This is a genomic window from Bradyrhizobium sp., from assembly GCF_035570375.1.
Taxonomy (GTDB): Bacteria; Pseudomonadota; Alphaproteobacteria; order Rhizobiales; family Xanthobacteraceae; genus Bradyrhizobium.
On the sequence record NZ_DATMLW010000134.1, the window covers coordinates 1 to 14,354 of the forward strand.

Annotated in this window: 15 protein-coding genes; 9 read left to right on the forward strand and 6 right to left on the reverse strand. The window is 56.8% G+C overall.

Features of this window, described 5'->3' with window-relative positions; all coding sequences use genetic code 11:
- From VNX23_RS14490 to VNX23_RS14505, 4 genes are all read left to right on the forward strand, one after another.
- A partial coding sequence (locus tag VNX23_RS14490; protein WP_325631079.1) for a VOC family protein occupies positions 1-210 on the forward strand: 210 nt, incomplete at its 5' end.
- Between the two features lie 60 nt (positions 211-270).
- Entirely contained in the window at positions 271-624 is a 354-nt protein-coding gene (locus VNX23_RS14495) for a UBP-type zinc finger domain-containing protein (protein ID WP_325631080.1), read from the forward strand.
- Between the two features lie 1,021 nt (positions 625-1,645).
- On the forward strand, positions 1,646-2,188 hold the full coding sequence (locus VNX23_RS14500; protein ID WP_325631081.1) for a hypothetical protein: 543 nt from the start codon (positions 1,646-1,648) through the stop codon (positions 2,186-2,188).
- 423 nt (positions 2,189-2,611) lie between these two features.
- Positions 2,612-3,352, forward strand: coding sequence for a class I SAM-dependent methyltransferase (locus VNX23_RS14505; protein ID WP_325631083.1), 741 nt, complete (start codon positions 2,612-2,614; stop codon positions 3,350-3,352).
- A 332-nt stretch (positions 3,353-3,684) separates the two neighbouring features.
- On the opposite strand, the gene VNX23_RS14510 is transcribed toward VNX23_RS14505, so the two are convergent.
- On the reverse strand, positions 3,685-4,509 hold the full coding sequence (locus VNX23_RS14510; protein WP_325631128.1) for an alpha/beta hydrolase: 825 nt from the start codon (positions 4,507-4,509) through the stop codon (positions 3,685-3,687).
- A 257-nt stretch (positions 4,510-4,766) separates the two neighbouring features.
- Between VNX23_RS14510 and VNX23_RS14515 the strand changes: the two genes are divergently transcribed.
- Positions 4,767-5,768 (forward strand): GlxA family transcriptional regulator, encoded by a 1,002-nt coding sequence (locus tag VNX23_RS14515; protein ID WP_325631130.1) that lies wholly within the window; start codon positions 4,767-4,769, stop codon positions 5,766-5,768.
- 469 nt (positions 5,769-6,237) lie between these two features.
- Entirely contained in the window at positions 6,238-7,089 is an 852-nt protein-coding gene (locus tag VNX23_RS14520) for a metal-dependent phosphohydrolase (RefSeq protein ID WP_325631085.1), read from the forward strand.
- A 341-nt stretch (positions 7,090-7,430) separates the two neighbouring features.
- On the opposite strand, the gene VNX23_RS14525 is transcribed toward VNX23_RS14520, so the two are convergent.
- Positions 7,431-7,970 (reverse strand): hypothetical protein, encoded by a 540-nt coding sequence (locus VNX23_RS14525; RefSeq protein WP_325631086.1) that lies wholly within the window; start codon positions 7,968-7,970, stop codon positions 7,431-7,433.
- 1,011 nt (positions 7,971-8,981) lie between these two features.
- Positions 8,982-9,284, reverse strand: coding sequence for a hypothetical protein (locus VNX23_RS14530; protein WP_325631088.1), 303 nt, complete (start codon positions 9,282-9,284; stop codon positions 8,982-8,984).
- A 340-nt stretch (positions 9,285-9,624) separates the two neighbouring features.
- Between VNX23_RS14530 and VNX23_RS14535 the strand changes: the two genes are divergently transcribed.
- The 3 genes from VNX23_RS14535 to VNX23_RS14545 all read left to right on the forward strand — a co-directional run bounded on the left by VNX23_RS14535 (position 9,625) and on the right by VNX23_RS14545 (position 11,979).
- Complete coding sequence (locus VNX23_RS14535) at positions 9,625-9,978, forward strand: hypothetical protein (protein WP_325631089.1); 354 nt, start codon at positions 9,625-9,627, stop codon at positions 9,976-9,978.
- A gap of 605 nt (positions 9,979-10,583) precedes the next feature.
- Complete coding sequence (locus VNX23_RS14540; RefSeq protein WP_325631091.1) at positions 10,584-11,246, forward strand: hypothetical protein; 663 nt, start codon at positions 10,584-10,586, stop codon at positions 11,244-11,246.
- 448 nt (positions 11,247-11,694) lie between these two features.
- Positions 11,695-11,979 carry a hypothetical protein gene (locus tag VNX23_RS14545; RefSeq protein WP_325631093.1) on the forward strand — a complete coding sequence of 95 codons (285 nt, stop codon included), beginning with the start codon at positions 11,695-11,697 and terminating at the stop codon, positions 11,977-11,979.
- 180 nt (positions 11,980-12,159) lie between these two features.
- Here VNX23_RS14545 and VNX23_RS14550 read toward each other — a convergent pair whose 3' ends face one another.
- From VNX23_RS14550 to VNX23_RS14560, 3 genes are all read right to left on the reverse strand, one after another.
- Positions 12,160-13,140, reverse strand: coding sequence for an ABC transporter substrate-binding protein (locus VNX23_RS14550; protein WP_325631094.1), 981 nt, complete (start codon positions 13,138-13,140; stop codon positions 12,160-12,162).
- Between the two features lie 148 nt (positions 13,141-13,288).
- On the reverse strand, positions 13,289-13,531 hold the full coding sequence (locus tag VNX23_RS14555) for a hypothetical protein (RefSeq protein ID WP_325631096.1): 243 nt from the start codon (positions 13,529-13,531) through the stop codon (positions 13,289-13,291).
- 353 nt (positions 13,532-13,884) lie between these two features.
- Positions 13,885-14,178, reverse strand: coding sequence for a hypothetical protein (locus VNX23_RS14560; RefSeq protein WP_325631097.1), 294 nt, complete (start codon positions 14,176-14,178; stop codon positions 13,885-13,887).
- Positions 14,179-14,354 lie beyond the last annotated feature (176 nt).

A 14,354-nucleotide genomic window follows, 5' to 3' on the forward strand; every position in this document is an offset into this window, starting at 1 on the left:
AGCGTCCCCGCCAATCCCGATTTAGTCAGCAGCTTTATGAATATCCGCGTTGCAGATATTCAAGCGTGTTATAAACTTTGGCGAAGTCGAGGAGCCGAGTTCATCACGGAGCCGAAGCCCAAGTACGGCGAGACGCGCTGCTATATTCGCGATCCTGATGGCTATATTATAGAAGTTGGGCAAAGCAACCCGGGCGTTGCTTACGGCTAAGCAGCAGGACGCGTGAAAGCATCTATGGGTGACCGCGTACACTCTCTGTGAGCTGACCCTATGAAGTCTGAGAGGGATGGCATCAACCCCGCAGCCAAGCCAAGCGGAACGGGTTGCGTCGAATGCTCGGCTGTTGGCGGGTGGTGGCTGCATCTTCGCAGATGTGTCGAATGCGGGCACATCGGCTGCTGTGATACTTCACCAAATCAGCATGCATCGAAACATAACGCGGCTACGGGTCACCCGATAATCACGAGCTTCGAGCCGGGCGAGCGTTGGTTTTACGACTATCGTACTGGAGAGTTCTTCGCCGGCCCGAAGCTTCACGCCCCTCACTCGCATCCGTTGGACCAACCGGTGCCCGGACCGGCCGAAGCGGTGCCTTCAAACTGGCAAACGCTGCTTCACGAATAGGGGACTGCTCTTTGGTGTTGATGTCTGCTCATGGCCCTTCTCCGACCTCCGGCGATGTCCGTTCTAACGCAGCAGTTGGAGGAAAAGCCGACATCGGAGCGCGAGTTGCTCAATGCCATTTATGAGTACAGGGCCTAGCCAGCTCGACTGTTCTGGATTGAATTCTTGATAGCGTGCTCTACCTCGGAGGCTAATACGCCGTAGTGCTGAGCAAGCCTGGTAAACAAGTCTCGCTTCGCCTTAACCGTCGTGAGCTTGGCAATCCTTTCGCAGTTGGTGGCCTCGGCGCGAAGCTTTTCCAAGTGCGCTTGCATATCCCTCATCCGGATGCTCCGGGGCCAAACTATTCAATCGCAGTTGGCTCGCTCTCCACCTCGCGCGCGTCGAACATCGCTTCCAGGATTATAATCGGTAGGTAAAAGACAAGCATGGCAATATCCTCCATGCCACGACAACCATCACTGCTCCGGGCCCGTTCCCAAGATAAACGACCACGTCTCCGGAACGTTTTGTCGTCTTATCCGACTACCATGTATCTTCGGCCCGGTTCATGCCGAACTTCCTTTCGCTCGTGCAGCGCCCGCACCATTCGGTGCGCGTCCCAAACCGCAGAGCCGGGAGTGTCACGGGCTCAAGCGCTGGATCGAGGCGGCCAGATTGCGGCTGCACCGCAACGTGCTCGCCATCGCCTGCGGTCGAGCGGCACCCTGGACGAAGTCCCGGCAGGCTGCCGGCACCTGGCGGGCGTTCCTCGAGAACCGCCATCCAAGCGCCAGAATCCCGACTCATCCGTAACAAAAATTGATGGGATAATCTCAAAGCTGACTTGATTTCTCTATCCCTTTGCAGCGCGGCCATTTTTTTGCATGGGTAAAAATATGACTGATCAACAGCCGGCTTTTCAAGCGGTTAGCGACACGCAACGTATCTCGGAAGAATACCTTCAGCGCCCGCCCCAAACCAACGAACGGCAAATTCTCGTTTCAGTCGCTGGCGGTTCTCACACGAAGTCGTCTCTGAGTTGCGCGATATGACGAGACAATTTCGATCCATCGCTCTCATCGCCTTCATTGCTGCACTATCGTCAATCGAGATTTCAACCACCGAGGCAAAACAACAATGCAATGCTGAGATGCCATCAAATCCACATGGTCAATGGTGGTCCTACCGTCTGATCGACGGACGAAAATGCTGGTACGAAGGCAAGCCGGGGCTATCCAAATCGCTGTTGGAGTGGCCCGGTGAGACATCCGCGCGGCCGGCGTCGGATGAAGAGGTTGCAAGCACCGTTCAAAAACCTCGCAACCCACCAGCCTCCCAGGTGGGGGCATCAAACTCAACTGTGAAAGATCGCGATACTTTTGAAGCGCGATGGGTGAACATTGGACCACGCGCTCCAATTGAAGCCATCGCGTCGGGGCCGGAGGTCGATGGGCCGCCCTTGGCAAAGGCCGACAGACTGCCGTCACCCTACCTCGATGGCGGACGGTCAAAAATGACCCGCACGCTCGTGACTATCCCCGATCAACCGCAGCCCGCCGTTAGTTCCGCGACTCCGCGGTAGAGTCGATCAGTCGAATCAGAGATTTAGTCAACATCATGGTTGACGCAGGGTCAGTCAGGGCTCGTTTGCACTGCGCGATTTTTGATCGCGCCTCTAGCGATCAATCGCCGCAGAAGTCCCATGCAGGTTTCTAAACTGGGCATCGCGCGATGAAACCGTGGTGTGGTCCCAAACGAGGTCGCTCGCGCGGTTCGATGTCAATGATATTCCCCTCATCGACGGGGTCGCGGATTGCCCCGATTTCAGCTATTTCAGGTGCAGCCCTGACATCCGACGTGCCTGCGATAACTTTGCTTGGCCGCACGCGCCGGGTTGGGGCGATCCGATCGAGACGCCATTGCACATTGAAGGTTCGATCCTTATTGATGCGGGTCGCGTGCCGGCAGCGTAGTTGGAAGTGAAGGCCAGGCGGAGGTTCAACAGATGGATCATGACAAGAGCATTGGCATCACCGAGATGCGCAAGCGCAAATTCGCGCATCAGGTCGACGTGTGTGTCTCGACTGATCGGAATGCGATCGCCGACAGCTACTTCAACAATTATTCGGATAATCTAAGTTATGAAGAAGCCTTCGAAGACCTCTTTAATGGAAAATATATTCTCGATTTGATCAAGGCTATCTGGGGTCCAGAGACACCCTACAGGTTGCTTGACTGCGGCAGCGCGAATGGCCTGACCCTCAGGCAATTTGACAAACTCGGCATCGAAGCCTGGGGCATCGAAAATAACGCGCACATACATTCGAAAACCCCGGAAGGGTGGCGCGGACGAAACCTGCTTGGCGATGTGCTCAAAATGCCTTTCGAGAACGGATCGTTCGAGTTTGCTTATGTCACGTGCCTTCCTTACCTTCCTGAAGAAAAGATTGATCAAGCCCTCAAGGAATTGTTTCGGGTGTGCCGTGTAGGATTGCTGTTCCAGGGTGTAACTACCGACATGACAGAGGAGGTAATCGAAGACTACATGTTGTTCAGGGGTTTACGGACCTTTTGGACATATTCCGAGTGGTCCGACGCCTTCGTGCGCAACGGCTTCAAGCTCGCTGTTTCCAATCCGGCTTTGCTCGATGAGATCTGGCGGATCGAACAGGAGACTGACGAGGATGATTGGAACTGGTATCCGAACAAGGAGAGCATGCGATATAGCTTTTTCAGCAAGCCGTAGATAAGCTGCAAATCGGCCGCACCGGAAGGGATAGGCAAATACGCCGCCCGAGAATTTATGCGCGACCCAGTCGGACATCCCTGGCCGCCTGGGGTCATTCGCGACCGAACCGGCCGGTCCTACCTGCTAATTGATGTCCGCCTCTCTCCGAAAAGCGACCGAACGGCTACTTTGCAGCGAAACGCTTTGCGCCGAAAGCGACCTGGCTGCTGCGCTCTTACGAAATGACGCGAAGGGCCAAGAGACGACATCAACTTGTGTTTCATATTGACGTAAAAGCTGCAAAAAGAGAGACCGCCTGGCGGCGGTCTCTCCCGAATTTAACCAACCCGTTATGCTTTCAGGAAAGCCAGCAGGTCGGCGTTGATCGTTTCCGCCTCTGTGGTCGGCATGCCGTGTGGAAAGCCTTTGTAGGTCTTCAGGGTCCCGTTCTTCAGCAACTTTGCGGACAATGGCGCTGAGTCGGGATAGGGCACGATCTGGTCGTCGTCGCCATGCATCACGAAGACCGGCACCGTGATCTTCTTCAGGTCCTCGGTGAAATCAGTCTGTGAAAACGCGACGATACCATCGTAGTGCGCCTTCGCGCCGCCCATCATGCCCTGGCGCCACCAATTCCAGATTACGCCTTGAGAGGGCTTCGCGCCCGGTCGATTATATCCATAGAATGGTCCCGCCGGCACATCGTAGTAGAACTGCGCACGGTTGGCTGCGAGCTGCGTCTGGAATCCATCGAACACTGCCTTGGGAAGGCCGCCGGGATTAGCCTCCGTCTTCACCATCAGCGGCGGCACCGCGCTAATGATAGCGGCCTTCGATACTCGACTCTGGCCGTGGCGCGCGATGTAGTGTACGACTTCGCCGCCACCGGTCGAATGACCAACGTGGATGGCGTTGTTCAGATCGAGATGCGCGGTCAAGGCCGCCAGGTCATCTGCATAGTGGTCCATGTCATGGCCCTCGCCTGGTTGCGAGGACCGGCCATGCCCGCGCCGATCATGGGCAATGACGCGATATCCATGATTGAGGAAGAACATCATTTGCGTGTCCCAGTCATCTGCTGAGAGCGGCCACCCATGACTGAACACGATGGGCTGACCTTTGCCCCAGTCTTTGTAGAAGATTTCCGTGCCGTCTTTGGTCTTGATGATACTCATCTGGCTGCCTCCTGAGTTGATGCGATCAGCGGCACGTACTGTACCGGCTACAGGCATTGTCTCCGAAAGTGCGCCAGCACCTGACGCCGCAGCTCCCATAAGCAATTCGCGGCGAGACGCAGTGGGTGAATGGATTTCCGACATGGCGACTTCCTGAGCTGTGCTTCATTTCTGAAAAGTGCCGCCTGCCAGAAAGCCTATCTCGCTTTTACGAATGTGATATTGTCAGAACCGACATTCTGCGGGCGAAAACTGACATGGGCCCGATAAGCAGGCCGCTTGAGATCGGTATCCTCATCTATCCGGAGGCGCAGCTCGCGGCCGTCCATGGCTTGACGGATATTTTCCTTGTGGCCAATCGCTTCGCGGCGGTGCGAAGGCTCCCGGCAGAACCGGCTCTTCGTGTCAGCCATTGGCGCCAGATTGCGAACGGAAAGGCGATGGAATGCGTCTTCGACACTATCCCTGGGCCCTATAACCGTCCTGCCGTCCTTATCGTACCACCGAGTCTTAGCAAACCGATATCCCGCGAGCAGGCAGCCCCGTTTGCAGTATGGCTTACGGACTGGCACGACGACGGCTCGATACTTTGCTCGGTTTGTGCTGGCGCTTTCGTACTGGCCGAAACCGGCCTACTTGCAGGTCGTTCGGCGACCACGCATTGGACCTATCTTGACGAGCTCATGCGACGTTTTCCCGATATTCGTGTCGATGGTGACAAGCTCATCATTGAAGATGGGGACATAATAACTGCCGGAGGGGTGATGGCTTGGACCGATTTAGGCATGAAGCTGGTTGACCGGTTGCTCGGGTCAACAATCATGTTGGAAACTGCACGCTTTCTTCTCGTTGACCCACCGGGTCGTGAGCAACGCTATTACAGCAGCTTCTCTCCCAACTTTCATCACGGCGACCGACCCATTCTGAACGTGCAACATTGGCTTCAGTCGAACGGTGCCCGAGACGCCAACCTCCACACTATGGTGGCGCGTGCCGGTCTAGAAGAGCGCACATTTTTGCGGCGTTTCCAAAAAGCTACTGGACTAAGACCCACTGAATATTGCCAGCAGCTACGCGTAGGCAGGGCTCGCGAGATGCTGGAGTTCACAAACCACGCCGTCGACCAGATTGCTTTTAGCATCGGCTATGAGGATGCGGGCGCATTCCGCAAAGTCTTTAATAAGGTGATGGGAATCTCTCCCAGTGCATATCGCAAACGGTTCGGTTTGACGGCGAGGGAACTTCACGGAAAATTCTGAGAATCTGGAGTCCGCTTGGGTCATTCGCGACCGAACCGGCCGGTCCTACCTGCTAATTGATGTCCGTCTCTCTCTCCGAAAAGCGACCGAACGGCTACTTTGCAGCGAAATCAAACTCGGAAGTATTAGCTTACGATTCCTCACGCCTCTGGCGGATTACGTGTTCCTGTTTTAGGTTCCGTTGCCGGCTGCGCGACGTTACCGCATCTTGGCCGAGACGTTGGGCATGTCTCAAGATGACGGAAAGCCCGGCAATTTGACCCGGTCAGGTCAGAGGGCCGCATGTGAGCGAAGGCATATCGATCCGTATCGTGATAGTCTCTTTGCTTCGGTCGTAGACCTAGATGCCGAGGACGGCTTGGCGTTGTCATAGCCGCCACCTCTTGGGTGCAACAGCACGCTGACCGGCCATCGGTTCCTGTTCGAATCCGCCGGAAATGGCGAAGCAGCAACTGAGACAGGTGTTCAGATGATCACAATTCCAAAACTAGCAGCGCTCGCTTTGGGGGAATTCCTGACCGAAGAAACTAAAGGCCGGTTTGGCACTTCACATGCCCGCCTGGCTGAATTCCTTCCGTATGCGGCCAGGCTCACGTTGGAGTGCATCGGTAACAGTGATGCGCTGTATCATGATCTTGAGCACTCGCTACTGGTTACGCTTGCAGGACATGACATCATGATGGGCCGAGCATTGCTGTGCCCAACCACACCGCACGACTACGCCAATTTCATTGTGGCATGCCTCACCCACGACATCGGATACGTCCGCGGTGTTGTTCAAGGCGACGACTGTGAATCCTACGTCGCCGATGTCAATGGTCGCACGATTCGTTTGCCGCGAGGATCGTCCGATGCAGCTCTCGCGCCATACCATGTGGATCGGTCAAAATTGTTCGTTTTCGAGCGCCTCGACACTGTGGAAGAGCTCAACGCTACGCGAATTGCCCAAGCAATCGAGTATACGCGTTTTCCCTACGTCGCGACATCCTCGAACGACGACGGACTAACTGAAGAAGAGGGTTTGCTGCTGCGCGCCGCCGACCTGATCGGTCAGCTCGGCGACCCCAACTACATGAGAAAAGCAAATGCGCTGTTCTACGAATTTGAGGAAATTGGTTTAAATAAAACGCTTGGCTATGATACGCCGGCAGACATTGTCTACAAATACCCGCACTTCTACTGGAACAATGTTGCTCCGCAAATTCAGACGGCTATACGCTACCTCAATGTCACCTCGAGCGGGCGTCAATGGATTTCTAACCTCTACGGTAACGTTTTCCGAGCAGAGCGTGAGATGAATCTTTCTGGCCCGCAATTGTGATCCCGTTAGGCGCACCGTGCCCGGCACGGTAAGCAGGACGTTGAGGGTCGTAGTCGGGTCGGTAACGTCAGTTTTGGCCCATTTGCCGGATATCTGCTTATGCCCTGACAGCGGAGGAATAGCAGACATTCCTCAATTGCCGCTCGGGTTCAACAGCGTCGCCCTCTTCGATCGAAGGATACCGGTCAGTTTCCGCCGTGCCCCGTTGGCGACCAAGGTCGAGCGGCGGCGCAATATGCCGCGATCGGCCAACAGCCGACATTGCTCACTCCATCAGCTCGTCCGCAGCGATGAGACCGGGCTGTGGCCAGCTGCCGGCTTTTGCCGCCGACCTGCCGCCGTTACCTGGCGGCAGACTTCCGAGTTCTAACCCGGTCCTCAGCTACACGAACACGCAGCGAATCCGCTTTGCGCCTCAGTTCGCTCTTGCATCCCGGTTTCGCGAGCTCCGGATTCCAAAGCTTTATGATTTCCTCGCACGCCTCCAGCTGGGATTGGGCCCTCCCATTTAGCCTCAAGAGGGCGATGGCGATGCGAGCTTGTCCTAAGACTTCGCGCGGAAGTGTTCCGCGCGACTTTTCCTGAAAGCCGGGGATCAATTCCTCAGTCAGTCTTTCAGCGATGACTGCATACAGCATCATCCATCCAAGGCCATTCTCCGGCGACAGGTTGAACCGCTCGACGTCAATCCCGAGATGACGGGCCAGCGCCGGCATCTTGGCTGTTCGCCGTTGACGAAGCTCCTTTTTCCTCTCCGCCAGGTATTTCTCAGGGCTGCCAACCGCACCGAGGAACGGCATATATAAGCCGTGATCGATCGGCTGGGTAAGCTCGCCCGCCAGTTCCTTGCCGTTCAGAAACTCGACTGGCCGCTTGGCCATTGGATCACCGCCACTGCCGAGAGGGTTGCGGGGGCAACATCGCCACGGTGAGGACAGACCGTCGCCCGGCCCCGCTGGTCGGAATCATTCAACGAGATTCGGTCAGCTCAATGGACCAGCGCCGATTATACTTGTGGAAAACTACCCACGCGCTGAACGCTGCTCGCGTCGATATTGACGAGGTGTGATCGGAATTACCGCCCACCCATCCGGGCCTGGTCAAGATCGGGCTGAAAAAGGCAGCGGCGGCACCCACCCCAGTTAAACCCGTCACCGTGACCATCGACGGCACTACTCACCATGGAACGCATTACGTTCGGCGCTCCATAGTGTTTGTTCAATCGGAGCCGGAAGCCAAAAGAATCCAGGTCGGGCAGTCTCCGCCCCTGGAAATCGCAAAGCTGCTGCTTTCGGAGCCAGGGTGTGGATATAGCTCGCTCTAAAAGAACGCCCAATCCCTGGCGGCTTTCCTCCTGGCCTGATCGGCGGAATCATGGGCATGCCCAGGCCCCGGAAGATCAACTTTGGCAAGGTGCGCTCTGAAGGCACAGGCGGGCTGGCTCGCGGCAGAAACGCTCGCAGGCTCGATTGCTTTGGGCCTCACTCCAGGGGCTGGACTGGCGGAAGAGCGGATGCACTCCTCGGAGCAGAGGTCGCTGCCGCTGTTGGTGCATCAGCCTGGCTCCGCTGTGCAGGTGGACTGTCGCTCACATGTGAACCTGGTCCCGCCCCAGAAGCTCTCTGTGCCTGCTGGGTGGCGCTTGATCGGCTCGAGCTGCGAGCGCGTGTGGTGAACGGTTTGGCGATATGAGCCACCAGCGTGTGAGCCGCATGACCGATCTTCGAGAGGGCCCCGGACACAGCGTTGTCCGCGCGGTCGTTGGCCATCGCTGCCGAAGACATCAACGCTAGAGAAAGAGAGACACTCGCGATTGTCTTTTTCATTCGAGCTCCGTGCCTTCTGCACTCCTCGTTTGGCAATTCAGGCGGCATACTCCACGCCGGGAGGGGCTACTGAGCGCCGCCGTTACCCTCTATCGCCCCGCGTTTCAAATCTTCGCATGTCTTGCGAACGTCCTCGGTGTACAGCGCGCACTTCTCTATAAGCTCGAAAATCTTCTCGCCTTCCTCGCGATATGCCTCTGCGGTGTCACGAATTGCGTTTCGCACATCGGCAGTCATCGCCTCCCATTTTTTCGCCGCGCTGATCAGCTCAGCGCCCATCGCTTCGATTTCCTTAGCTGCGGACTCATAGTCTCGCATCACAGATTCAGCCGTGAGCGCACCGATCCGCGGAGTCGTGATACTCGCCATGGATGATTTCCTCGTACTTTGGTCCGGACTCTATCGAAAAGCAAAAGGGCCGAGCCGCCAGGATTCCGGACAACGGCCATCGGGCGGGGCCCCTGACTATCCACCATGATCCACCTCGAAATGGCGTTTTGAGCTCCGATCCGTGGCAAAAGATTCGCAAAACTGCGGCGAATGGGACGATTGAAGAAAACTCCGGCGTCTTCACCGTGTGGGCGGTGGCTTTTGATCGGCGCGTTCAGACTACTTCCTTTGCGCAGGGAAACGGCGCAATGCGAACACGAATCATCACCACGTTAAAAACTCACCCCCTCCTGCCTCAGTACCGGGGGGAGAACGACTGATGGCCCCGGCTTTGCTCCTTTGGTCGGGCCGTTTTTTGATCGGGACCAATACCGGGAGAAAAGCAATGAAGGCCCTTGCCGCGACACTGGCCTTGCTTGTCTCAAGTACTGCCACCGCTCAAGAGTGCCAGATATGCTCAGCGGCCGACGCCTGTATAAAGACGTACCTTAAAGCGACATCGGAGGCCCAAAAGGCCACAAAGCAGGCAATCCGGGATTGGAAGCAGAATTTGGACAGAAAAGCCTCCGCAGAATTCTTCAGCAAGGGCACGCTCGCATTAGAAGGCGCCATGGACTCCGAAATTCGTTCGGATCTTGATCGCCTGAAGGAATGCCTGGCGAAGATCAGGTAGCCACGTCAGCAAAGAGCGCCGGAACGCGGAACATCCGGACTGATCAGTCGTAGACTCCCGGCTTCCCGGAGACAACAACGCGCGTCCAAGTCTGGGAGTCCAAGGAGGAGGTTTGACGGCCTCGCCGTCCACACAAACCAACGGACCGCAACCGAAGGGGGCCTCGCTGCCGACTACTTGCAAGGTGGCTTGGTGCTCGCTATCCGTTGGCAAATATTTTCGCAGTTTTTGGCTGATTTAGCGGAACATTCCTCGTAGCATTTTTGTGAGTAACAGTTTGGGGAAAAATTGCTTTGATCCTTTGGTGCTGCCAAAGTGCCGGTCGTCAATAGCACCGTTAGTACGGCAACAAATGCTGAAATCCGGGGCATAGGAAAATCCTCCAACGGTGAACGTAAGGGTGGCTTTTTGTCGCTTGCTAGAAATGGTCATTTTCTGAGGGTTGGGAAGGGCAGGTCGTTTTGGGACCGTTTAGGAACCCGCGCGGCCGAAATGCCCGCCAAGGGCCCCGCCGCGTGATTGAGCCGGTCCACCGGTCCAAGTGAAATCAAGATTTCTCCGCTTTTTGGACCTCGATAACAGCTATACCCGACAGGAACATCAGGATGGGGCATCACGCGATGGCGACGAAAGACGGGTTTGATCCGGGCGATCCCCTGCCGCTTTTTCTCTCCGCCGATGAGCCTGACCAGGGTATCGGGAACGACAAACCTGTTATCTCGTTACGAGGTCTCATGTCGACTATTTTGGTTGCAGCGGCGATAGCGCTCGGTATTGCGAATCTGTCGGAACGGGTGACGCTCTTTGCTGACGTCACAGCTTCGCCGGTCGACAAATTGGCGCCGCAGCCTGCCACCGATCAGTCGACGCCAACAACACCAATAACTCAATCAGCTGTAATTCAATCAACCGCTGACGCTGAGGCTTTGCCGCCGACCGCAAAGGACGTCCCGACCCGCGAAATCAATGTCTCTGAACCCTCCAGCCAGCCTCAGGCGGAAAACACCGAGGCATCATCAGAAGCCCTGTTTAGGGAGTTTCAGGCCTGGGCCGCTGAGCAAGATGCGCGGGCCCTTGCTAGGCCCGTACAAGATGCCCCAGCGCCGGTCGCGGAAAATGCCCGAGCGCCTGTGCAGCGCCAGCAAAAGCAGCCAAGGGCCCGGTCGATACATGATACGCAGCCAGAGATCGGGAGCATTTGGCGGGAACGCGTACGTGATGCGCAGGCAGACATCCGGCGCATTTGGCGGGAACGCCCACTTTATTAATCTCCCAGACGTAGCCGCGTAGTTACTACGCGAACAGGGGCAACAGCCGTAAGGCAGTCCGCTTCGGGTTTCAGTTGCGACCCGGCCAGCCGGCGTTGCCTACGATCGGATGTTCGCTTTGCACCAAAGGCGGCCTGATTGTCGCGTGAATGCGAAATGACGCGAAGGGCCAGAGACCTCGCCAACTTGGTCCCCTGTAACAGAGGTCGCCGATTGAGGTGGCCTCACTTTTTACGGAGGAGAAGGGGCGGCCATCCGTTTTATGCTATAGTCAGAGGGAGGCCGGAGACGACCGAATGTGGTGGTTTTTTTCGTTGTCTCGATTGCTTCGATACCGCTCGCCGAAACGATGGCCCAAGGAGCGCCCAAGGTCGTTGATCCCCCGTGATGCAGAGCATCCTGCGCGAGCAAATCAGGAGACTCCAAAAAATCAAAAGGAGGCCGAGGCATGAGGATAATGACCGTGGCGTTCGCTTTCGCAACGACCCTGGCGCTGTGTAGCCAGGGAGCCTTTACCGGCGCAGCCCGGGCGAAGGCAAAAGTCGTTCACGAACCGCGGAGGATTTACATCGTCAGGCCCGTCGTAACTCCAGAGCCCTACTGGGACTCCAATATCGTTCCAAGATATCGTTATCGGCCTGAGGATGATCGGGTCGATCCATACGGTCCGCCCGTGGTGCCGGTGATACGGTACGGGAATCAAGAGATATATCTTCCGGTGTGGAACTGGTAGGACGCCGGGGTACAAGCGCGCACGGTGATGTTGCCTTGTCTCCGATGATCGCCTTGGGTCATCAGCCGACGTTGTCGGCCGTCGAGCCAAGGTCCGCGGTACCCCTGGACATTGCGGAAGTGGCCGCGCATGTCGGCCTTGGGCCAATTCCGGACTCATGCGCCGCAGCAAAAAGCACCCTTATTCGACCACCTCGTCGGCGCGTTGTTGGAGCAGCGGCGGCACCTCAAGTCCGAGCGCCTTTGCGGTCTTGAGGTTGATCACCAGCTCGAACTTGACTGGAGTCTGGACAGGAAGCTCGCTCGGCTTTTCGCCTTTGAGGATGTGGTCGGCATAGGTCGCCGCGCGCCGGTACTCCTCGACAAGATTAGGACCGTAGGAGATCAGGCCGCCGCCTTCAGTGAATGTACGGGACCAATTGATGGCCGGGACACGATAGCGAACCGCCAGCGAAACAATGTCCGCGCGATGGAGTGCTGCGAAGGCATCCGGTATCACGACGAGACCACTGCTCGGGTCGCTTGCGGAAACGAGCAATTCAATCTCGTGCATGTCGGTAACGGGTGCGACGCTCGCCTCCATGCCGCGGGATGCCGCGGCGGCTTTGAAGGAGCTCAGATAACCTTCGACATATGTCACCGTTTGCGGGTTGAACATCATGCTGATCTTGCCGACGCTCGGTGCGATTGCCTTCAGGAATTCGACCCATTTGCCACCCAGCGAGCCCACGATAGGGGTGAAACCAGTCACGTTGCTGCCCGGTCTCGGCAGACTGGCGACGAATCCAGTACCGACAGGATCAGCAACCAATACGAAAATCACAGGAATGGTACGAGTCGCTTGCAGCATTGCCGCGGTAACAGGCGTGGAGCTCGTAAGGATGAGGTTAGGTTCAAGCGCGACAAGTTCCTTCGCAAATCGTTTCATCAACTCGGCATCGGCCGCCGCCCATCGCACGTCGATGGTGACGTTGCGGCCAACGGCCCAACCAGCCTCCTGCAGGCCTTGCAGAAATCCCGCGAGGCGGCTTTGCCCCTCCGGATCGTCGGCCGCAAGGTTCATGAGCACGCCTATCCGGCGCATTTTTCCCAGCGCCTGCGCCGCGAACGGCCAGGCTGCGGCGGTACCGCCGACAAATGTGATGAACTCCCGCCGTCGCATTGCCTCCCCCAGGAGACCAAGGACCGAGCATCGAACGGCTCAAACTAGCACACTCGAAGGGGATTACCGATGTCGCAGTTGGGTCATCTTCGACCGAACCCCAGTCGACGGGCATCCCAAAAATCGTCGGCCTCGATCGCGCAGCAATTCACTCTTTCACCTTCAGTCGCGCTTCGTTTTCGGCAATAAACGCACGAATGTCATCGGACATGTTCAGAAGCTTCAACCACTGCTCTTTATATAGCGTCACTGGAAAGCGTCCCATTCCGTAAACTGATACGGCACCTTTCTCACTTACCTTCATGCGGACGCCGTCGGAAGTTCCCTTCTTGAGAGCCTCGTTCTCCCTGCGGAGACGTTCGACCTCAGCTTTCATATCATCATCGGACATGGCACTTCCTCTTCGTTAACGTGACCTTATCACGCTGGGCTTCTCCCGCTCATAAATAAATCGCAAAGGCGCGCTTGAGGCCGCACCGGGGACAAAAATTTGTCGGTGACTGCGCGCATGGTCGCTTTCGGGGGCAGGGCTAAAGCAGACATCGGAGTTGTCTTCGGTCATGTCGGCTTTAGGCCACAAGCAACTCACGTTTCTCGGCCGGTGCCGCACCGGTCATCCTTTGCAAGACGAACTCACTCGACCATTGTCGAGAGAGTTCCAGTCCGGTGAGCGTGAGCCTCATCCCAGGGTCAAATTCCCGTAGAGTGCCGAAAGGCCAAAACGCCGCCCACGGGGGCGATGCTTCAGCGCTCTCCAAACTTCGGCCGGGGCGTGCCTAAGAAAGCAATTGCTCCAACCACCAACAGCCAGAATGGAAGTACCCCCACGCCTGGTATCGCCTCCAGGACTAGCCCCGGCAAAAGTAGCCATTGCCAGCCCAGCACGACGAACAACAGCGCGGCAGTCACGACATCGACCGCCCATCCGATCGGCGGCGCCAAGCTCGCGAAAGCACCAATGACATCGGATACACCGGCGATGACGAAGGCGAGTGCAAGTCGCAATACCGAGAATTTGAGGGCCGTAGAGGCTGTCATCTCGGTTGAGCGCTTCTCCAATTCCGAGGGAGCAGAAGGATCGGACATTTTAACAGTCGCTCTCCGGCTTGTAGCAGCAGGAGCCCATGATACACCAGCCTCGGCACCGCGGAGCTTGAAGCTGGCTGTGGGCCAAAAACAGACATCTGGCGAGGATGCTCAGGTTGGACAGGTTA

Excerpts from the sequence above, each read along its gene's own strand:
- VNX23_RS14495 (WP_325631080.1), top strand. The coding sequence starts at position 271 with ATGAAGTCTGAGAGGGATGGCATCAACCCCGCAGCCAAGCCAAGCGGA.
- VNX23_RS14530 (WP_325631088.1), bottom strand. The coding sequence starts at position 9,284 with ATGGCGAGTATCACGACTCCGCGGATCGGTGCGCTCACGGCTGAATCT.
- VNX23_RS14515 (WP_325631130.1), top strand. The coding sequence starts at position 4,767 with ATGGGCCCGATAAGCAGGCCGCTTGAGATCGGTATCCTCATCTATCCG.
- VNX23_RS14540 (WP_325631091.1), top strand. The coding sequence starts at position 10,584 with ATGGGGCATCACGCGATGGCGACGAAAGACGGGTTTGATCCGGGCGAT.
- VNX23_RS14505 (WP_325631083.1), top strand. The coding sequence starts at position 2,612 with ATGGATCATGACAAGAGCATTGGCATCACCGAGATGCGCAAGCGCAAA.
- VNX23_RS14535 (WP_325631089.1), top strand. The coding sequence starts at position 9,625 with ATGGCCCCGGCTTTGCTCCTTTGGTCGGGCCGTTTTTTGATCGGGACC.
- VNX23_RS14545 (WP_325631093.1), top strand. The coding sequence starts at position 11,695 with ATGAGGATAATGACCGTGGCGTTCGCTTTCGCAACGACCCTGGCGCTG.
- VNX23_RS14510 (WP_325631128.1), bottom strand. The coding sequence starts at position 4,509 with ATGAGTATCATCAAGACCAAAGACGGCACGGAAATCTTCTACAAAGAC.
- VNX23_RS14550 (WP_325631094.1), bottom strand. The coding sequence starts at position 13,140 with ATGCGACGGCGGGAGTTCATCACATTTGTCGGCGGTACCGCCGCAGCC.
- VNX23_RS14555 (WP_325631096.1), bottom strand. The coding sequence starts at position 13,531 with ATGTCCGATGATGATATGAAAGCTGAGGTCGAACGTCTCCGCAGGGAG.
- VNX23_RS14560 (WP_325631097.1), bottom strand. The coding sequence starts at position 14,178 with ATGACAGCCTCTACGGCCCTCAAATTCTCGGTATTGCGACTTGCACTC.
- VNX23_RS14525 (WP_325631086.1), bottom strand. The coding sequence starts at position 7,970 with ATGGCCAAGCGGCCAGTCGAGTTTCTGAACGGCAAGGAACTGGCGGGC.
- VNX23_RS14520 (WP_325631085.1), top strand. The coding sequence starts at position 6,238 with ATGATCACAATTCCAAAACTAGCAGCGCTCGCTTTGGGGGAATTCCTG.